We start from the raw sequence: 12,966 nt of genomic DNA, 5'->3' as shown, positions 1-12,966 counted from the left end.
GGCGGGGTGGGTGCAGCGGCCACGATGACGCCATGACGACAGCCGTGCTCGGCGACGCACCCCCCGACGCGACCTCCCGGTGGCGCGAGTGGGTTCCGTCGATCGCCGCCGCATCGCTGGTCGCGGGATTCCTGCTGATCACCCCGCGCGTCGTCGCGTACACGACCATGCCTGGCGGCGGGACGTCCTGGTCGACGCCGGGCGGCGCGGACCAGTTCACCGTGGTCGCCGGCCTCAGCGTGGTCGTCGGCGTCGCGCTGGGACGTCGGTGGCCGGTGTGGGGGACTGCGCTCACGTTCCTGCCGTTCCTCCAGGTGCCGTGGAACGGGGGGTTCGCGTGGGGCTGGTGGCTGGGCATCCTGGCAGTGGCCGCGCTCGCGGCGCTCGATGGTCTCCGACGCGCGATCGTGCCGACGACCGCAGCCCTGCTCGTCGCGGTCTGGTACTGCGGCACCGAGACCCCCGCATACCTGCCGATCGGACCGGTCACCTCGGGATCCGGCTCGACCTACGAGTGGGTCACCCTGGCCATCTACACGTTCTGGCTTCTGGCGGTCGTCGGCGTGGCGGCTGCCTTCGGCACGGCCCAGCGCTCACGGCGACGGGAGGCCGGTGCGGCCGTGACCGAGCAGCACGCCCTCCAGATCGAGTCGCTGGCCGGCGAGCGCGCGAGGTTAGCCCGGGACCTGCACGATGTCGTCGCGCACCACGTCTCTCTGGTCGCGGTCCGCGCGGAGTCGGCGCCGTACCTGCACCCGGGCCTGAACGACGACGCCCGCGAGGTCCTCGCGGCGATCGCCCTCGACGCCCGCGAGGCCTTGACCGAGCTCCGGCAGGTGCTCGTCGTCCTGCAGCGCACGTCCGACGAGGGCGACCGCACCCCGCAGCCGACGGCGTGCGACGTCGACACCCTGGTGGCGAGCGCGGTCGCGGCGGGCCAGTCGGTCGAGATGTACGGGGCCTGGCGCGACGTCCCGCCGGCGGTGGGGTACGTGATGTACCGCGCGGTGCAGGAGGGGCTGACGAATGCGCGCCGGCACGCGCCGGGTACCACGACGACGCTCACTCGGACGCAGACCGAGGACACCGCGGGGTTCCTCTTGAGCAACCCGGCGAGCGGCGACACGAAGGAAGGTCGCGGACTGATCGGCATGCGCGAACGCGTCGAGGCGCTCGGTGGCACCATGACGGCCGTGATCGACGACGAGAAGTTCGTGCTCGAGATCGTGGTCCCCACGTGACCAGGGTGGTCGTCGCCGACGACCAGCCGGTCGTGCTGCAGGGCTTCGCCGCGATCATCGGCGCCGCGAGCGACCTTGAGGTGGTCGGTGCCGCGAAGGACGGCCGCGAGCTGCTCGAGCTGGTCGCCCGGGAGGAACCCGACGTCGCTGTGGTGGACGTCCGCATGCCGGTGCTCGACGGCATCGCGGCGACGGCGCAGATCAGCGCGCGCCACCCGGGCACACGCGTGCTCATCCTCACCACGTTCGACCTCGACGAGTACGTCTACGACGCCCTGCGCGCGGGAGCCAGCGGCTTCCTCCTCAAGGACGTGCCGGCCGCCCGGCTGGTCGAGGCGGTGCGGGCGGTGGCCGACGGCTCGATGCTGCTGGGCCCCACCGTCACGCGGCGGCTGGTCGAGGACTTCACGGCCCGGACGCCCGAGCGCAGACCCGCCAAGGGCATCGCCGACCTCACCCCGCGCGAGCTCGAGATCCTCCGCGCGGTCGCCCGCGGCATGTCCAACGCGGAGATCGCCGCCGAGCTGTGGATCGCGGAGCCCACGGTGAAGTCCCACGTGTCCGAGGCCCTACGCAAGCTCGGCTGCCGCGACCGGGTCCAGCTGGTGATCGCCGCCTACGAATCGGGACTCGCCTGACGGCGCCCGGCGTACAGGAGATGGCCGGCGGTGCCGAGCGTGCTCGGGTCCTGCGCCAGCGCGACCAGCCGGTCCAGCAGGCGCAGGTAGGTCGTCGGCTGCTCGACGCGCAGGGCCTCGAACCCGTCCTCGACCCCGGTGAGGAACCCGTGGGTCGACGCAAGGAGCGCGGTCTCGAACCCGTGCGACTCGAAGAACGGCGCCACGGCGGACGGCTCGACGCCGTAGACGTGCGTGAACCGCCCGGCCACCGCGTTCTCGAAGATCCCGTCGTCGAGCAATCGGTCCAGGACGGCCGGGTCCTCGAGCTGCCAGCGTTCGTCGGCCAGCGACAGCAGCCGGCGCAGCGAGGTGTAGCGCGGCATCAGCGCGGCGGCGACGAGGCCGCCCGGCCGTGTCACGCGCGCGAGCTCTCGCGCCGCCTGCGCGCGGTCGGCGGCGGTGGTCAGGTGGTACATCGGCCCGAGGGACAGGACGGCGTCGAACGTGTGGTCGGGCCAGCGCGAGAGGTCACGGGCGTCGATCTCGACGACCTCGCGGACCGTGCCCGCCGGCAGCGAGGTCGCGGCGATCTCGAGCAGCTCGGGGGAGAGGTCGGCCAGCGTGACGTCCCAGCCGAGCTCGGCCAGCCAGACGGAGTACGGACCCGTCCCGCCGCCCAGGTCCAGCGCCCGCCCGGGGGTGCCCAGGTGGGGCTCGAGCAGCCGGGTGGTCAGCACGCGCTCGAGGAGCCCCTCCGCGGAGAGCAGCCGGTCGCGCTCGTGCACGCGCCGGTCGGCGTAGTACGCCCGGACCGCCTCGACGTCCATCAGCGCCGCTTCGCGAGCGCCAGCACGCCCCACCCGAGGTACGGCCGGCGGTAGGTCACGTACCGCAGGGGCGCGGTCGACAGCTCCTCGCGGAACGCGGGCGCCAGCGGGTCGTCGGGGTGCTCGTCGAGGAACCGCCGCACGTTCAGCCACTGCGCGGCGACGTACCGGTCCCAGCTGGCCTCGTCGGCGAGCACCATCTCGACCAGGTCCCAGCCGGCCTCGAGCACCTGCGACACCAGCCCCGGCAGCGTCAGGAAGTCGCCGATCGCCCGCGCCTCCTCCGGCGGCTCGGTGCGCCAGAACGGCTCGCCGACGAGCGCGATCCCGCCGGGCTTCAGCGACCGCTCCAGCAGGGCCAGGGTGCCGACGACGCCGCCGCCGATCCACGTCGCGCCGACGCAGGCCGCGACATCGACCCTCGCCGAGGACACGTAGTCCGAGGCGTCCGACTCGACGAACGAGACGTCGACGCCGAGGGCGGCCGCCCGCGCCCGAGCCGCCTCGACGAACGGCGGGTTGAGGTCGACGCCGGTGCCGACGACGCCGTGGTCCCGCGCCCAGGTGCACAGCAGCTCACCCTTCCCGCACGCGAGGTCGAGCACGGTCGCACCCGGTTCGAGGTGCAGCGCGCGGCCCAGGGTCGCCAGCTGCTCGTCGGTGAACGGGTCGAGGATCCGGTGGCTGCTCTCGCGGATGGCGTGGTGGCGCAGGGCGTCGCTCATGGCCCGGACGCTACGACCGGCCTGTGCCGCGGGCGAGACCATTACTCAGATGACCGAGGCAAGTGGCACAGTGGCGGCATGGCAGCAGGCAGACGGCTGGTCCCGGCGCTCGTCTACGCCGCGCTCGCCGCTGCCATCATCAGCTCGCTCGGCCTGCTGCTGGTCCCCACGATCGCCGCCGCGTTCGGCATCTCGGTCAGCACGGCGCAGTGGACCCTGACCCTCAACCTGCTGGTCGGCGCCATCGCGACGCCGGTGCTGGGGCGGCTGAGCGACGGGCCGCACAAGAAGCGCATCCTGCTGGTCACGCTCGTGGTGATCCTGGTCGGCTCCGTGCTGGCGGCCACGGCGCCGACGTTCGGCGTGCTGCTTGCCGGCCGCGCGCTGCAGGGCCTCTCGTTCGCGATCACGCCGATGACGATCGCGCTGGCCCGGCGCTACTCGCCGCCCGAGAAGGTCCAGGCGGGGATCGCGTCGCTGTCCGTCACCGTGGCTACCGGGATCGGCCTGGGCTACCCGCTGACGGGGATCATCGCCGACTCGTTCGACTGGCGGTGGGCGTTCTGGTTCGCGGCGGCGTTCGTCGTCTCGGCCATCGTCGTGGTCGTGCTCGTCGTGCCCGCGGGTCCCGACGACCGCGGCCTGCGGCAGCGGTTCGACACCCTGGGCGCGGCGCTGCTGGGCGTGGGCCTCGCGTCGTTGCTGCTGGGCATCAGCGAGGGACCGAACTGGGGCTGGGGGTCCGCGACGACGCTGGCGGTCCTCGCCGGCGCCGTCGTCGTGCTCGCCGTCTGGGTGTGGCGGGAGGTCGCGACGGACCATCCGCTCATCCGGCTCGACCTGTTGCGCCGGTCGGACGTGCTGCTGGCCAACGCGACCGCGCTGAGCATCGGCATGGCGATGTACATCGGCGTCTCGGTGATCAGCCTCGTCGCGCAGGCGCCGACGTCGACCGGCTACGGGGTCGGGCTGCCGCTGTTCTGGGCGGGGTTCGTCATGCTGCCCATCTCCGTGGGCAGCCAGGCGGCCAGCCGCGTCGCCCGTGCGCAGGCGCACCGGCTCAGCTTCACGGTGCTGCTGCCCATCGGAGCCGCGTTCGTCACGGTCGCCAACCTGCTGCTGCTCGTCGCGCACGACCAGCTGTGGGAGCTGCTGCTCGGCATGCTGCTCATCGGAGTCGGCATCGGCACCACGTACGCGGCCATGCCGGGCTTGATCGCCCGCGGGGTGGCCGCGCAGGAGCTGGGCAGCGCCGTGTCGTTCAACCAGGTGCTGCGGACGGTCGGCGGATCCGTGGGCGCGGCGGTCGCCGGCGCCGTGATCGCCAGCCACCTGGGTCCGGACCTGCACCCGACCGCCGACGGGATCGAGCTGACGTTCGTCATCAGCACGATCGCGTGCGCTCTCGTGTTCCTCGGCCTGGCCACGCAGGCCGTGCTGTCGATCCGGCGCGCGCGCCGGACGGCCGCGCACCTGGCGGACGTCGTCCACGAGATCCAGGAGCACGAGCCGCACGACGCGACGCCGGAGCCAGAGCGCGACGAGGTCTTCGACGCGCCCTGAGCGGCTCAGCGGTCGCGGTAGCGGACCGCCTTCGCCAGCGCGGCGCGCATGCCGTCGGCGTCGTAGGGCTGCACGTACGCGGGCTGGTCGCGCTCGGCGCGCCAGCCCTCGGCCAGCTCCCCGGCGTCCACGACGTCGAAGCCGAGCTGGTCGATCAGCGCGGACACCGTGGCCTTGGCGTTGGCGTCGTCGCCCGCGATCGAGAGCGCGCGGCGGTTCGGAGTTCCCGCGAGGACGCCCTTCGAGGCGAGGTCGGTGAACGCGATGTTGTTGAACGCCTTCACCACGTGGGAGCCGGGCAGGTGGCTCTGCAGCAAGCCGGAGACGGTGGTCGACTCGTTGTCGAGGACCTCGATCTGGCCGTCGCGCTGCGGGTAGTAGTTGTTGGTGTCGATGACGATCTTGCCGACGAGGGGCTGCACGGGGACGTCCGGAACGTTCTTGGTCGGGATGGTCACGACGACGATGTCGCCGGCCTCCGCCGCCTCCGCCGCGGTGGCGGCGCGCGCCCGGTCGCCCAGCTGCTGGACGAGGTCTGTGAGGGTCTCCGGTCCGCGCGAGTTGCTGACGACGACGTCGAAGCCGTGGTCGATCGCGAGCTGGGCCAGGGTGCCGCCGATGTGTCCGGCGCCGATGAATCCGATGGTGGTCATGGGCAGCGCAACCTCCGCCTCGACCCCCGTGTTCCCGCGTAGCCTCGACGAGTGACCCGCTCCACACCGCACCCGTGGCACGGCTCGCCCGTCGCGGGCGCACCCACGGTCGTCGTCGGCGTGATCCCGGGTCAGAAACCTGTCGTGGTGCAGCGCGCCGCCGCGCTCGCGGCCCCCCTGGGTGCCTCGCTGCTCTGCCTCTGGTCGGACCCGGCGCGCACGTACGTCGCCGAGGAGCCGGACGGCACGCTGGTCACCACCCCGTTGGACCCGGACCACGCGGACAGCAGCGAGGGCGACGGCGTCGCGGAGCGCGCGCTGGCGGCCGAGCTCGAGCAGCACCTCGACGGCGTCGACGTGCCGTGGCGGTTCGTCTACACGGTGGGCGAGGCGTCACGAGCCCTGGCCCGGGTGGCGCGGGAGTCGGGGGCGACCCTGATCGTCATCGGCAGCCGTCGGCCGGGCATCGGCGGCTGGATGAACCACCTCATCGGCGGCTCGACCGCCGGACACCTCGCGCACACGCAGCCGCTCCCGGTCACGATCGTCCCGCAGACACCTCAGGAGCCGACAACGTGACCCGACCCGCCCACCTCGACCCGCGTCTCGTCGCGGTCGTCGCGGTCGGTGGTGCGGTCGGCACGACGGCGCGCTGGGCGCTGACGCAGGCGGTCGGGACCTCGAGCTCAGGGTGGCCCACCGCGACGTTCGTCGAGAACCTCCTCGGGTCCTTCCTCCTCGGTGCCCTGCTCGAGGCCCTGCTGCGGCGCGGGTCGGAGTCACCGCGAGGTCGGCTGGTGCGCCTCGGCGCGGGCACGGGCGTGCTCGGCGGGTTCACCACGTTCAGCAGCCTGGCGATCGAGATGGAGCGGCTGATCGCCGGCGGTCAGGTGACGATGTCGCTGCTCTACGGCGCCCTCAGCGTGGTCCTCGGCCTGCTGGCGTGCATCGCCGGGATCGCGCTGGCGGCCCGGCACCACCACTGGCGGCAGGCGCGATGACCGTCCTGCTCATCGCCGTGCTCGGCGGCATCGGTGCCGCGACCCGGTTCGTCGTCGACGGGTCGGTGCGCGGCCGGTGGACCCGGGTGTTCCCGCTGGCCACCCTCGTCGTCAACGTCACCGGGTCCCTGCTCATCGGCCTGCTCAACGGCGCGCACCTCTACCACGGGCTCGGCCCCACCTGGCTGGCGGCCGCCGCCACGGGGTTCTGCGGCGGGTACACCACGTTCTCGACCGCCATGGTGGAGACCGTCCGCCTGATCCAGGCCGGGGAGCTGCGGAGGGCGACGGTGAACGCGGTCGGCTCGCTGGTGCTCTGCCTCGCGGCCGCGGCGCTGGGCGTCGCGCTGATGGCGATCTAGCCAGCGGAGCACGATCGTGCTATTCATGACCGTGTGAGCAAGGGCGACGAGACGCGGCAGGCGGTGATCGACCAGGCGGTCGAGATCGCCGGCCGCCTGGGCGTCGCGGGCCTCACCATCGGCACGCTCGCCTCCGCGACCGGCATGTCGAAGAGCGGCCTCTACGCGCACTTCCGGTCCAAGGAGGCCCTCCAGCTCGCGGTCCTGGCGAGCGCGCGCGGGCACTTCGTGGACGAGGTGATCCGCCCCGCGCTCGCCGCTCGGCGTGGTGAGCAGCGGGTCCGGGTGCTGTTCGAGCGGTGGCTGGTGACGTCGACCGGTGGCTCGGCGGGCTGCCTGTTCGTCTCCGCGGCCACGGAGTTCGACGACCAGCCGGGCGCGGTCCGCGACCAGCTCGTGCGCGACCACTGGGACCTGCTCGACTCGCTCGCGCAGATGTACCGCTCCGGGGCCAAGGACGGCGCGTTCCGTGACGACCTGGCGCCCGAGCAGTTCGCCCACGACATGAACGGCCTGATGCTCGGCCACTTCCACGCGTGCCGGCTGCTGGAAGACCCGGCAGCCGAGGCTCGCACCCGCTTCACCTTCGAGCGGCTGCTGCAGTCGCTCCTCGTCACCGACTGATTCAGGGGTTCCTGTCATGACCGCACCATCGGCCAAAAAAAGCACGACCGTTCGTACGCAACTGGCCCCCATCCCGGGGTGGATCCGGTCGACGGTGGGTGCCCTCGATCGGGTCGCGCCGGAGCTCGTCGCCCGCGGCGCGCTGCGGCTGTGGTGCCGGCCCGCCCGGGCGAAGCACCGGCAGGCGATCCCGGGCGGCACCGCGTTCCGCGTCGGCCCGATCGTGGGGCAGATCTGGGGCGACGGCCCGACCGTCTACCTCGTGCACGGGTGGGGCGGCCACCGCGGCCAGCTCGCCTCGCTCGTCGAGCCCTTGGTCGACGCCGGCCTGCGGGTCGTCGCCTACGACGCCCCCGCGCAGGGTTCGTCGGGGGCCGGGCAGCTCGGTCGTCGGCGCACGACGCTGCCCGAGATGATGTCGGCGCTCGACGCCGTGATCGCGGCGCACGGCCCGGCCCACGCGGTGGTCGGGCACTCGCTGGGCGCGGCGGCCAGTGCGCTCGCGGTGCTCGACGGCACGTCGACGGAGCGGATCGTGCTGGTCACACCGCTGGCCGACCCCAGCACCTACACCGTCGGCTTCGCGCATGCCCTCGGCTTCAGCGAGCAGACCCGGCACCGGTTCGTCGTGCGGATGGAGACGCTCGCGGGCCGCCGGCTGGCCGACCTCGACATCCCGGTCCGCGCGGCGAACGCGTCCCGGGCCCTGCCGGCCGTGCTGATCCTCAGCGACCGCGACGACAAGGAGGCCGACCACGAGGACGGCGCCCGCATCGCCCGTGCCTGGCCCGGCGCCGAGCTGGTGCTCAGCGAGGGACTCGGGCACCGGCGGATCCTGCGCGACGAGGAGACGATCAAGCGGATCGTGGCGTTCGCGTCGGACTAGTCGTCGGGCACGAGCAGGGCGCTGACCGGCGTCGGGCAGGCGTCCCCGCGCCACGCCTCGAGGCCCTCGCGGACCGCGAAACCGGCGATGACCAGGGCCGCGACCGGGTCGGCCCACGCCCAGCCGAGGGCGCTGCTCAGCACCAGGCCGACGAGCAGCACCGCGGACAGGTACGCGCAGATCAGGGTCTGCTTCGAGTCGGCCACGGCCGACGAGGAGCCCAGCTCACGACCGGTCCGGCGCTCGAACCACGAGAACACGGGCATGATCACCAGGCTCACCGCGGCCAGCACGATGCCGACGGTCGAGGGCTCGGGCGACGACGCGCCCACGAGCGTCCGCACCGAGTCGACGGTCACGACGAGGGCGAGCCCGAAGAACGACACGGCGATGAGGCGCAGGGCGGTGCGCTCGCGCGCCTCGGGATCGGGCGCGGCGAACTGCCAGGCGACGGCCGCGGCGGACAGCACCTCGACCACCGAGTCGAGCCCGAAGGCGATGAGCGCCGAGGACGACGCCACCCGGCCGGCCGCGAGGGCGATGACCGCCTCGACCACGTTGTACGCGATCGTCAGCGCGACGACCCACCGGATCCGCCGCTGGAGGACCTCGCGCCGGGTCACGAGCACGTGCAGCCGCCGGGTCCGCAGCACGTCGGGTCGACCGCGACGACGAGCCGCAGCAGGTCGTCCAGCGCCGGTGCGAGGTGGGCGTCGGCCAGGCGGTACCAGGTGCGCCGACCGTCGGGGATCGCCTCGACCAGGCCGCAGCCGCGCAGGCACGCCAGCTGGTTGGACATGACCTGCCGCGAGACGCCGAGAGCGTCGGCGAGGTCGGACGGGTACGCGGGGGCCTCGCGCAGCGCGAGGAGCACGCGCGTGCGGGTCTCGTCGGACAACGCGTGCCCGAGACGCGCGAGCGCGGCGGTGTGCGTCAGCGTGACGGTCTCCATCGCGAGAGAGTACAGCGATCCCTGAACTCCGTATTTGCGTATCTACGCAATAATGGGTGAATGCTCCGCGCCTTGACCCACCCCGTCTACCGCCGGCTGTTCGCCGCTCAGGTGGTCGCGCTGACGGGGACGGGCCTGGCGACGGTCGCGCTCGGCCTGCTGGCCTACGACCTCGCGGGAGCCGACGCCGGCGCCGTGCTCGGGACCGCGTTCGCCATCAAGATGCTCGCGTACGTGGTCGTCGCGCCCGTCGCTGCCGTCGTCGTGGCTCGCCTGCCGCGGCGCGCGGTGATGATCGGGTCGGACGTCCTGCGCCTGGTCGTGGCGCTCGCGCTGCCGTTCGTCGGCGAGGTCTGGCAGGTGTTCGTCCTGATCTTCGTCCTGCAGGCGGCGTCGGCCACGTTCACGCCGACCTTCCAGTCGGTGATCCCGCAGGTGCTTCCCGACGAGGACGACTACACCGCGGCGCTGTCGCTGTCCCGCTTGGCGTACGACCTCGAGGCCGTCCTCTCGCCCGTGCTCGCGGCCGCGCTGCTGCTCGTCGTGCCGGCGGACGCGCTGTTCGTCGGGACCGCGGCCGGGTTCGCCGGGTCCGCGCTGCTGGTGGGCTCGGTCGTCCTGCCGCGCAGTCCGGTGCCGTCGGCCGCGCCGTTCACGGCGCGGGTGCGCCGTGGGGCGGAGATCTTCGTGGGGACCCCGGCGCTGCGACCGGTCCTCGCGCTCAACCTCGTCGTGGCGGCCGCCGGCGCGTTCGTCCTGGTGCAGACCGTCGTGATCGTCCGCAGCGTGCTCGGGCTGGGCGACGGGGTCGTCGCGCTGGTGCTCGCCGCCAACGGCCTGGGGTCGGTGACCGCGGCGCTGGCGCTCCCGCGCGTGCTCCGTCGGCTCCCGGAGCGCCGGGTCATGCTCGGCGGCGCGGTCGTCCTCTGCGTCGCGACCGCCGCGGTCCCGCTCGCGCTGCACCACCTCGCGGCCGTCTGCGTGCTGTGGGTGCTGGTCGGGCTCGGCTGGGCGGCGGTCGAGACCCCCGTCGGGCGACTGATCCGCCGAGAGGTGCCGGCCGAGCACCTGCCCGCCGCGTTCGCCGCCCAGTTCTCCCTCTCGCACGCGTGCTGGCTGCTCACCTACCCGCTGGCCGGCTGGCTCGGCGCCGCCGGCCTCACGCTCGCGGCGGTGGTCCTCGCGGTCGTCGCGACGGCGGCAACCATCACCGCGACGGCGCTCTGGCCCGTCCGGGTGCTGAGCCTGCGATCATGACCCCGATGGTCACCACCCCCGCCGACGCCGACCTCGACCACGCGGTCGATATCCTGCGCCTGCTCGCGGACCGGACGCGCCTGGCGGTCCTGGCGATGCTGGACGGCGGCGAGATGTCGGTGAGCGCGCTCGCCGAGGCTCTCGACCGGCCGGCCCCCGCCGTGTCGCAGCACCTGGCCAAGCTGCGCGCCGGCCGCCTGGTCACCGCTCGTCGCGAGGGCACGACGATCTACTACTCGCAGGCGAACGAGCACGTGTCCGCGCTGGTCATCAACGTGCTGCAGCACACCGAGCACACCCTGTACCCGGTGCCGCCGCACCATCGCTAGAGGCGCTTCTCGACGAGCACGACGTCCCGCCACTGGTCGGCGCGCGGCCCGTAAGTCATCCGGCCCAGCCGTTCTCGCGTACCGACGACGCGGAACCCGGCGGCGGCGTGGACCGCGAGGCTGGTCTCGTTCTCGGGGAAGATGCCGGACTGCACGGTCCAGATCCCCTTGTCGCGGGCGTCGTCGACCAGCGCGTCCAGCAGGGCCCGGCCGATGCCGCGGCCCTGGGCGGCCGGGTCGACGTACACCGAGTGCTCGATCACCCCGGCGTACGCGCAGCGGTCGGAGACGGCGGACGCCGCGGCCCAGCCGACGACGGCGCCGTCCTCGTCGAGGGCCACGAGCCGATGGTCGGGCAGCTTGCCGGCGTCGAACGCCTCCCAGGAGGGCGGCGTGGACTCGAAGGTCGCGTGCCCGGTGGCGATGCCCGCCGCGTAGATGCGCTCGACCGCGGGCCAGTGCTCGGCCGTCATCGGGACGATGGTCATGCGGCCGCGCCGGCGGTCAGGTGCGTGCCCAGCTGGTGCGTGACGGCCTCGAGCGCGCCGGGGACGAGGGCGTAGTAGGCCCAGACCCCGCGCTTGTCCCGCGTGATCAAGCCCGCGTCGACGAGCACCTTGAGGTGGTGCGAGACGGTCGGCTGGCTCAGGCCGACGGGGTCGGTGAGGTCGCAGACGCAGGCCTCGGAGCCGTCGTGCGCGGCGATCAGCGACAGCAGCCGAAGCCGCGCAGGGTCGGCGAGGGCCTTGAGCACCCGGGAGAGGTCCACGGCCGCCTGCTCGGTGATCGCGGCGCGGGTGCGCGGCGAGCAGCAGGCGGCGGGGACGACGGGCAGCAGATCGAGGGCCATGGAACCCAGTATGGCCCAGACATTGACAGGTGTCGATGTCTGGGTCCATCGTACATATCGATGATTGTCGATGCCTGAGGAGGCGGACGAGATGGACGACGTGCGGGAGCAGGTGCGGCAGCGGTACGCGCTCGCTGCGGTGCAGGCCGACGGGTGTTGCAGCGCGGGCAGCTGCGCGCCGGGCTCGATCGAGGTCGACGAGAGGTTCGGTGCCGGCCTGTACAGCGCGCAGGACGCGGTGAGCCTCCCGCCCGAGGCGCTCGCCGCGTCGCTGGGCTGCGGCAACCCGCTCGCCGTGGCGGAGCTGCGCGCCGGTGAGCGCGTCCTCGATCTGGGCTCGGGCGGGGGGATCGACGTGCTGCTGTCGGCTCGTCGCGTCGGCCCGACGGGCTTCGCCTACGGGGTCGACATGACCGACGAGATGCTCGACCTGGCCCGCGCGAACGCTGGTCGCGCCGGCGCGACCAACGTCGAGTTCCTGCGCGGCACCATCGAGGACCTGCCGCTGGGCGACGCGGTCGTCGACGTCGTCATCTCCAACTGCGTGGTCAACCTGTCCACGGACAAGCAGGCGGTCCTGGCCGAGGCGTATCGCGTGCTCGTGCCAGGCGGTCGGGTCGGCATCTCGGACGTCGTCGCCGAGGACCACCTCACGCCGCAGGAGCGCGCCGAGCGCGGGTCGTACGTCGGTTGCATCGCCGGGGCGCTGTCGCGCACGGAGTGCCTCGACGGCCTCGTGGCCGCCGGCTTCACCGACGCCGAGGTGACCTTCACCCACCAGGTCGCGGACGGCATGCACGGTGCCGTCATCCGCGCCCGCAAGCCGTCCCCGCAGGAGTAGCCATGCACCCGGAGCTGTTCGCCCTCGTCCACCAGGAGCGCGAGAGGGAGCTCGAGGCCGACCTGCGCCGCCGGCTCGCCCTCCGCGAGCGCGCACTGGCGCCCGCGCCGCGACGCCCGGGTCCCGGGCTGCTCGTGCGGGTCCGGCGAGCCGTCGCCGCGCGTCAGGCGCCGCCGTCGACGATCTGCTGCGCCACCGCCTGACCGGACGCGACCGCGCTCACCCCGCGTGGGTG

19 protein-coding genes are annotated in these 12,966 nt (G+C 73.3%); 12 read left to right on the top strand and 7 right to left on the bottom strand.

Annotated features, from left to right (window positions below; all coding sequences use genetic code 11):
- Positions 1-32 precede the first annotated feature (32 nt).
- Entirely contained in the window at positions 33-1,241 is a 1,209-nt protein-coding gene (locus ACXJKA_RS13085) for a sensor histidine kinase (RefSeq protein WP_456825641.1), read from the top strand.
- Entirely contained in the window at positions 1,238-1,879 is a 642-nt protein-coding gene (locus tag ACXJKA_RS13080) for a response regulator (RefSeq protein WP_456825640.1), read from the top strand. Before ACXJKA_RS13085 ends, ACXJKA_RS13080 begins: the two co-directional genes overlap by 4 nt.
- On the opposite strand, the gene ACXJKA_RS13075 is transcribed toward ACXJKA_RS13080, so the two are convergent.
- Both ACXJKA_RS13075 and ACXJKA_RS13070 read right to left on the bottom strand, forming a co-directional pair.
- Positions 1,858-2,688, bottom strand: a complete 831-nt coding sequence (locus ACXJKA_RS13075) for a class I SAM-dependent methyltransferase (RefSeq protein WP_456825639.1) — start codon at positions 2,686-2,688, stop codon at positions 1,858-1,860. The genes ACXJKA_RS13080 and ACXJKA_RS13075 overlap by 22 nt on opposite strands.
- Positions 2,688-3,413, bottom strand: a complete 726-nt coding sequence (locus ACXJKA_RS13070) for an SAM-dependent methyltransferase (RefSeq protein WP_456825638.1) — start codon at positions 3,411-3,413, stop codon at positions 2,688-2,690. The genes ACXJKA_RS13075 and ACXJKA_RS13070 overlap by 1 nt, the downstream gene beginning before the upstream one ends.
- Positions 3,414-3,491: 78 nt before the next feature.
- Between ACXJKA_RS13070 and ACXJKA_RS13065 the strand changes: the two genes are divergently transcribed.
- Positions 3,492-4,976 (top strand): MFS transporter, encoded by a 1,485-nt coding sequence (locus tag ACXJKA_RS13065; protein WP_456825637.1) that lies wholly within the window; start codon positions 3,492-3,494, stop codon positions 4,974-4,976.
- A 5-nt stretch (positions 4,977-4,981) separates the two neighbouring features.
- Here the strand turns inward: ACXJKA_RS13065 and ACXJKA_RS13060 are convergent, their stop codons facing one another.
- The gene (locus tag ACXJKA_RS13060; RefSeq protein WP_456825636.1) at positions 4,982-5,629 is read right to left on the bottom strand and encodes an NADPH-dependent F420 reductase; all 648 of its coding nucleotides are present in this window, start codon (positions 5,627-5,629) and stop codon (positions 4,982-4,984) included.
- 51 nt (positions 5,630-5,680) lie between these two features.
- Between ACXJKA_RS13060 and ACXJKA_RS13055 the strand changes: the two genes are divergently transcribed.
- The 5 genes from ACXJKA_RS13055 to ACXJKA_RS13035 all read left to right on the top strand — a co-directional run bounded on the left by ACXJKA_RS13055 (position 5,681) and on the right by ACXJKA_RS13035 (position 8,502).
- The gene (locus ACXJKA_RS13055; RefSeq protein ID WP_456825635.1) at positions 5,681-6,208 is read left to right on the top strand and encodes a universal stress protein; all 528 of its coding nucleotides are present in this window, start codon (positions 5,681-5,683) and stop codon (positions 6,206-6,208) included.
- Entirely contained in the window at positions 6,205-6,630 is a 426-nt protein-coding gene (locus ACXJKA_RS13050) for a fluoride efflux transporter FluC (protein WP_456825634.1), read from the top strand. The genes ACXJKA_RS13055 and ACXJKA_RS13050 overlap by 4 nt, the downstream gene beginning before the upstream one ends.
- Entirely contained in the window at positions 6,627-6,992 is a 366-nt protein-coding gene (gene crcB / locus ACXJKA_RS13045; protein WP_456825633.1) for a fluoride efflux transporter CrcB, read from the top strand. Before ACXJKA_RS13050 ends, crcB begins: the two co-directional genes overlap by 4 nt.
- Positions 6,993-7,025: 33 nt before the next feature.
- Entirely contained in the window at positions 7,026-7,616 is a 591-nt protein-coding gene (locus ACXJKA_RS13040) for a TetR/AcrR family transcriptional regulator (protein ID WP_456825632.1), read from the top strand.
- A gap of 94 nt (positions 7,617-7,710) precedes the next feature.
- Positions 7,711-8,502, top strand: a complete 792-nt coding sequence (locus tag ACXJKA_RS13035) for an alpha/beta hydrolase (RefSeq protein ID WP_456825631.1) — start codon at positions 7,711-7,713, stop codon at positions 8,500-8,502.
- On the opposite strand, the gene ACXJKA_RS13030 is transcribed toward ACXJKA_RS13035, so the two are convergent.
- Both ACXJKA_RS13030 and ACXJKA_RS13025 read right to left on the bottom strand, forming a co-directional pair.
- Complete coding sequence (locus ACXJKA_RS13030) at positions 8,499-9,155, bottom strand: cation diffusion facilitator family transporter (protein WP_456825630.1); 657 nt, start codon at positions 9,153-9,155, stop codon at positions 8,499-8,501. The two genes, ACXJKA_RS13035 and ACXJKA_RS13030, sit on opposite strands and share 4 nt — an antisense overlap.
- Entirely contained in the window at positions 9,122-9,454 is a 333-nt protein-coding gene (locus ACXJKA_RS13025) for an ArsR/SmtB family transcription factor (protein WP_456825629.1), read from the bottom strand. The genes ACXJKA_RS13030 and ACXJKA_RS13025 overlap by 34 nt, the downstream gene beginning before the upstream one ends.
- Positions 9,455-9,514: 60 nt before the next feature.
- Here ACXJKA_RS13025 and ACXJKA_RS13020 point away from each other — a divergent pair, with 60 nt between their 5' ends.
- Entirely contained in the window at positions 9,515-10,711 is a 1,197-nt protein-coding gene (locus ACXJKA_RS13020) for an MFS transporter (RefSeq protein ID WP_456825628.1), read from the top strand.
- A complete protein-coding gene (locus ACXJKA_RS13015; protein ID WP_456825627.1) occupies positions 10,708-11,040 on the top strand; it encodes an ArsR/SmtB family transcription factor in 333 nt (110 codons plus the stop codon). Before ACXJKA_RS13020 ends, ACXJKA_RS13015 begins: the two co-directional genes overlap by 4 nt.
- Here the strand turns inward: ACXJKA_RS13015 and ACXJKA_RS13010 are convergent.
- Positions 11,037-11,528, bottom strand: a complete 492-nt coding sequence (locus tag ACXJKA_RS13010) for an N-acetyltransferase family protein (protein WP_456825626.1) — start codon at positions 11,526-11,528, stop codon at positions 11,037-11,039. The genes ACXJKA_RS13015 and ACXJKA_RS13010 overlap by 4 nt on opposite strands.
- Positions 11,525-11,890, bottom strand: coding sequence for an ArsR/SmtB family transcription factor (locus ACXJKA_RS13005; RefSeq protein WP_456825625.1), 366 nt, complete (start codon positions 11,888-11,890; stop codon positions 11,525-11,527). The genes ACXJKA_RS13010 and ACXJKA_RS13005 overlap by 4 nt, the downstream gene beginning before the upstream one ends.
- A gap of 91 nt (positions 11,891-11,981) precedes the next feature.
- On the opposite strand from ACXJKA_RS13005, the gene arsM reads away from it, so the two are divergent.
- Together arsM and ACXJKA_RS12995 are read left to right on the top strand one after the other, a co-directional pair.
- Positions 11,982-12,731 carry an arsenite methyltransferase gene (gene arsM, locus ACXJKA_RS13000; protein WP_456825724.1) on the top strand — a complete coding sequence of 250 codons (750 nt, stop codon included), beginning with the start codon at positions 11,982-11,984 and terminating at the stop codon, positions 12,729-12,731.
- A gap of 2 nt (positions 12,732-12,733) precedes the next feature.
- Positions 12,734-12,934 (top strand): hypothetical protein, encoded by a 201-nt coding sequence (locus ACXJKA_RS12995; protein WP_456825624.1) that lies wholly within the window; start codon positions 12,734-12,736, stop codon positions 12,932-12,934.
- The last annotated feature ends 32 nt before the right edge of the window (positions 12,935-12,966 follow it).

The organism is Cellulomonas sp. P5_E12 (assembly GCF_054049315.1).
This window is presented reverse-complemented; position numbering and strand designations above follow the sequence as displayed.

What these genes read in the sequence shown, in the direction of transcription:
- ACXJKA_RS13085 (WP_456825641.1), top strand. Translation starts at nt 33, where the DNA reads ATGACGACAGCCGTGCTCGGCGACGCACCCCCCGACGCGACCTCCCGG.
- ACXJKA_RS13075 (WP_456825639.1), bottom strand. Translation starts at nt 2,688, where the DNA reads ATGGACGTCGAGGCGGTCCGGGCGTACTACGCCGACCGGCGCGTGCAC.
- ACXJKA_RS13070 (WP_456825638.1), bottom strand. Translation starts at nt 3,413, where the DNA reads ATGAGCGACGCCCTGCGCCACCACGCCATCCGCGAGAGCAGCCACCGG.
- ACXJKA_RS13065 (WP_456825637.1), top strand. Translation starts at nt 3,492, where the DNA reads ATGGCAGCAGGCAGACGGCTGGTCCCGGCGCTCGTCTACGCCGCGCTC.
- ACXJKA_RS13060 (WP_456825636.1), bottom strand. Translation starts at nt 5,629, where the DNA reads ATGACCACCATCGGATTCATCGGCGCCGGACACATCGGCGGCACCCTG.
- crcB (WP_456825633.1), top strand. Translation starts at nt 6,627, where the DNA reads ATGACCGTCCTGCTCATCGCCGTGCTCGGCGGCATCGGTGCCGCGACC.
- ACXJKA_RS13025 (WP_456825629.1), bottom strand. Translation starts at nt 9,454, where the DNA reads ATGGAGACCGTCACGCTGACGCACACCGCCGCGCTCGCGCGTCTCGGG.
- ACXJKA_RS13020 (WP_456825628.1), top strand. Translation starts at nt 9,515, where the DNA reads ATGCTCCGCGCCTTGACCCACCCCGTCTACCGCCGGCTGTTCGCCGCT.
- ACXJKA_RS13015 (WP_456825627.1), top strand. Translation starts at nt 10,708, where the DNA reads ATGACCCCGATGGTCACCACCCCCGCCGACGCCGACCTCGACCACGCG.
- ACXJKA_RS13010 (WP_456825626.1), bottom strand. Translation starts at nt 11,528, where the DNA reads ATGACCATCGTCCCGATGACGGCCGAGCACTGGCCCGCGGTCGAGCGC.
- ACXJKA_RS13005 (WP_456825625.1), bottom strand. Translation starts at nt 11,890, where the DNA reads ATGGCCCTCGATCTGCTGCCCGTCGTCCCCGCCGCCTGCTGCTCGCCG.
- arsM (WP_456825724.1), top strand. Translation starts at nt 11,982, where the DNA reads ATGGACGACGTGCGGGAGCAGGTGCGGCAGCGGTACGCGCTCGCTGCG.
- ACXJKA_RS12995 (WP_456825624.1), top strand. Translation starts at nt 12,734, where the DNA reads ATGCACCCGGAGCTGTTCGCCCTCGTCCACCAGGAGCGCGAGAGGGAG.